This is a genomic window from Fundidesulfovibrio sp. (assembly GCF_058402725.1).
The window spans coordinates 1-4237 of sequence record NZ_JBZVFJ010000216.1; the positions used below are offsets into that span (position 1 = coordinate 1).

General features: G+C 64.2%; 3 protein-coding genes. 2 read left to right on the top strand and 1 reads right to left on the bottom strand.

What is annotated here, in order from left to right; translation table 11 throughout:
• Positions 1 to 118: 118 nt before the first annotated feature.
• Positions 119 to 1456 carry an ArsB/NhaD family transporter gene (locus ACV4UX_RS17600; RefSeq protein WP_491594582.1) on the top strand — a complete coding sequence of 446 codons (1338 nt, stop codon included), beginning with the start codon at positions 119 to 121 and terminating at the stop codon, positions 1454 to 1456.
• Positions 1457 to 1624: 168 nt separating this feature from the next.
• Here ACV4UX_RS17600 and ACV4UX_RS17605 read toward each other — a convergent pair whose 3' ends face one another.
• Positions 1625 to 2092 carry a phage regulatory CII family protein gene (locus tag ACV4UX_RS17605; protein ID WP_491594583.1) on the bottom strand — a complete coding sequence of 156 codons (468 nt, stop codon included), beginning with the start codon at positions 2090 to 2092 and terminating at the stop codon, positions 1625 to 1627.
• 372 nt (positions 2093 to 2464) lie between these two features.
• Between ACV4UX_RS17605 and ACV4UX_RS17610 the strand changes: the two genes are divergently transcribed.
• Complete coding sequence (locus ACV4UX_RS17610; RefSeq protein ID WP_491594584.1) at positions 2465 to 3949, top strand: SLC13 family permease; 1485 nt, start codon at positions 2465 to 2467, stop codon at positions 3947 to 3949.
• Positions 3950 to 4237 lie beyond the last annotated feature (288 nt).

A 4237-nucleotide genomic window follows, 5' to 3' on the forward strand; every position in this document is an offset into this window, starting at 1 on the left:
TCCCCGTGCTGGACGCCCAGGGCCGCAGCGTGGGCGAGGTGACGCGCAAGGCCGTCCTCACCCGGTTCATCGACATCCTCGGCGCGACGCGCCAGAGCGCCTGATCACGGAGTCCCCCATGTTCTGGGTAGCGGTCGGCATCTTCTTCACCGCCTATGCGGTGATCGTGTCTGAAAAGATCCACAAGACGAAAGTGGCCCTGTTCGGGGCGGCCTTGACGCTGCTCACCAAGGTGCTCACGCAGCACGACGCCCTGCACAACATCGACCTGGGCGTGGACTGGAACGTCATCTTCCTGCTCGTCTCCATGATGATCATGGTGAACATCATGACCAAGTCCGGGGTGTTCCAGTACGTGGCCATCAAATCGGCCAAGGTGGCCAAGGGCGACCCCTTCCGCGTGATGGTGATCTTCTCCATCGTCACGGCCGTGGCCTCGGCCCTGCTGGACAACGTGACCACCGTGCTCCTCCTGGCCCCGGTGACGCTCCTCATCGCCAAGGAGCTGGAGGTGGACCCCGTGCCCTACCTCATCACCGAGGCCCTGGCCTCCAACATCGGCGGCACCGCCACCCTCATCGGCGACCCGCCCAACATCATGATCGCCTCCAAGGCCGGCTTCGCCTTCATGGACTTCATCGTGCACCTCTCGCCCGTGATCGTGATCACCATGATCGTGTGGATGCTGGTCTGGCGGGTGGTCTTCGCCAAGCGTCTGCACGTGAGCGAGGCCCTCAAGGCCCGCATCATGGCCATGGACGAATCCAAGCTCATCACGGACATGGCCCTGCTGAAGAAATCCGGGAGCATCATGGGGCTCACCATCCTGGGCTTCGTGCTCCACGGGGTGTTCCACTACGAGCCCGCCACCGTGGCCCTGGGCGGCGCGGCGCTCCTGCTGCTCGTCAGCGACGAGGACCCGCACCACGTGCTGGCCGAGGTGGAGTGGTCCACCATCTTCTTCTTCATCGGGCTGTTCATCATCATCGGCGGCACGGTGAAGGTGGGCTTCATCGAGATGCTCTCGCGCCAGATGATCGACCTCACCGGCCCCACGCCCACGGACATGTTCACCCTGTCCATGGTGATGGTCTGGTTCTCGGCCATCGCCTCGGCCATCGTGGACAACATCCCCTACGTGGCCACCATGAACCCGCTGCTCATCGACATGGCGGAGAAGGTGCTCGGCCCCTCCACGGGCCTGAAGGGCTTCGAGCTCTACCAGCACCCCACCATGCTGCCCGTGTGGTGGGCCCTGGCCCTGGGCGCGTGCCTGGGCGGCAACGGCACGGCCATCGGGGCCTCGGCCAACGTGATCGTGGTGGGCATGAGCGAGAAGGCCGGAAACAAGATCACCTTCGTGCGCTTCATGAAGTACGGCATGCCGGTGATGTTTCTGACCGTGGCCATCTCCGCCGTGTATCTGTACGTCCGCTACTATGTCCTGAAGTGGTAGTTGGGGGTCTGGCCCGGCAGCGACCGGCCCCCCCGATCGGGAGTGAGTCTTCAAAGCCCCCGGCCTTGCGGCCGGGGGCTTTCGCGTGGTGACAATCCCCGAAGGCGGGACATGCGTCGGTCGTCCGCAGGACGGCTTTGCCGCCCTGCCCCTTGGAGCGCTGGGCCTTCAGGCCGTCTTCAGGGCCGACTCCTCCTGGGCGCCCTCGCCCATCTCCTGGCGTCTGCTGGACATGAAGGCCACGAAATCCTCCTTGAGCTGGCGGATGAGGTGTTCGCGGTAATCCGACACCACTTCCAGGGGCTGCCGCTCCAGCATGGCCCGATGGTAATCCACCAGGGCCTGGTAGGTGTCCAGGAGTTCTTCGTGGAGCGTCATCTTGTCCGGGATGATGTCGCGGTTGGCCACGACGCGGTACCCCATCCGGTCGGCCAGGAAACGCAGGGGGGCGATGGAGCCGCAGCTTTGCATCAAGGGGAGCAACAGTTCCACGCCGAGTTTCGCGCCCTTGTCGGCCGGGTCCAACTCTCGCATCAATGTTGAGTACGGCTTGCCGATTTCCTCCGAAATGCTCTTGATCGACTTCGGCGCCTGTCTGGCCATGTCATACAGCAAGGTGACGATGTCCCTGTTCATTAGACTGTTCCTGTTATGTTCTAGCTGCGTTGTCTCTAATGCGACGCTTCGTTAGTAGAAAGCGCCTGCATCAAATTGTCAAGGCATCATCTGTCCTCGGTGTCCGGGCTTGCGGCGGGGGGGCAGAAGGGGTTGGCCCAGCGCTGCCGGTCCGGCGTTTCACCGGCTCTCACCTTCCCGAGCGGACGCATTCCTCCCGTGTGCCGTGCCGGGGTACTTCCCGAAGCGGACCGTTCCATCACCTGGGGCGGTCCCATGGTGTCCGACATCCAACCAAGGAGGTGAGCACCGGGGGTCCCCCCACTTTCGCGCGCCGATCCGCTTCGCGCGCGTGCCTTCGCCATTCTGCCCAACGCACCAAGGAGGATGATGATGTTCGACAGAATGAAACAGGTCGGCTTGATTCTCGGCCCCGTCTTGTTCCTGCTGATCCTGATGCTTCCCCTGCCCCAGGGCATGACCCAGGCCGCCATGAACTGCGCCGCCGTCACGGCGCTGATGGCCACGTGGTGGATCACCGAGGCCATCCCAATCCCGGCCACGGCCATGCTGCCCATCGTGCTGTTTCCGTTCCTTCAGATCATGCCCAGCGCCAAGGCGACAGCGCCCTACGCCAACCATGTGATCTATCTCTTCATGGGCGGCTTCTTCATCGCCGTGTGCATGGAGCGCTGGAACCTGCACTACCGCATCGCCATGAAGACCATCCAGATGGTAGGCACCAGTCCCTCGCGCATCATCCTGGGCTTCATGGTGGCGGCGGCCTTCATCTCCATGTGGGTCTCCAACACGGCCACCACCGTGATGATGATGCCCATCGGCATGGCCATCATCAAGGCCTGCGCCGAGATCACCGGCGAGAAGGACCTGCACAAGAACCCCTTCGCCATCGGGCTCATGCTCTCGCTGGCCTACGCCGCGTCCATCGGCGGCCTGGGCACCATCATCGGCACGCCCCCCAACACCATCATGGTGGCCCAGATCGACAAGATGTACGGCCAGACCATCACCTTCCTCGACTGGATGAAGGTGGGCGTGCCCCTGGCCGCCACCTTCCTGGTGTGCACCTGGCTTCTCATCACCAAGGTGCTCTTCAAGGTGCAGGGCGACATCCTCCAGGGCAAGGGCCAGCAGCTCATCGACGCGGAGCTGGCAAAGCTCGGCCCCATGAAGAAGGAAGAGAAGTGGATCGTGGCGGTGTTCGCCGTGGTGGCCTCCCTGTGGATCCTCCTGGGCCTGGTGAAGTGGCCCCTGTTCAAGGGCGTCACCGACGCCTCCATCGCCATCGCCGGGGCGCTTCTGCTCTTCGTCATCCCCTCCGACCTCAAGAAGGGCGTCTTCCTCCTGGACTGGAAGACCGCCGTGAAAATTCCCTGGGACGTCATCCTGCTCTTCGGCGGCGGCCTCTGCCTGGCCGACGGTTTCCAGGCCACAGGCCTGACCAAGTACATCGCGGGCCAGCTCACTGGTCTTGAAGGCCTGCACATCATCCTGATCATCGCGGCCATCGTCGCCCTGAACATCTTCCTCACAGAGGTGACCTCCAACACGGCCGTGGCCACCCTGATGATCCCCGTCATGGGGGCCATCGCCGTGGGCATGCACATCCACCCCTTCGGCCCCATCGTGGCAGCGTGCATCGCCTGCTCCTACGCCTTCATGCTCCCCGTGGCCACGCCGCCAAACGCCGTGGTCTTCGGCTCGGGGGCCGTCACCATCCGACAGATGGCCCGAACGGGCTTCTGGCTCAACCTCCTGGGCATCGTGCAGATCACCCTGGTGGTCTACTACCTCATGCCCATGGTCTGGGGCATCGACCTCTCCGTCATGCCCGACTGGGCCATCCCCAAGAAATAGACAATGAGCCCACAGCCGGCCGGACAAGAGTCCGGCCGGCCCCGGGCGCGCGGCGCGCGCGAGACCGCGTCCCGTCGGCCCTGTCCGGGCAGACACGGCCGGAACCGGGCGGACCCGGCTCCGGCGGCCCCGGGCCGAAACCTCATGGACGCGCACGCAAACAACCGAGGAGGACCATGAACATCCGCAACATCATGAACACGCGCATCCACCGCATCGCGCCCGACGAGGGTTTCGAGTCGGTGCTGCGCGCCATGCGCGGCATGCCCGCGCGCCTGCTCCACGTGG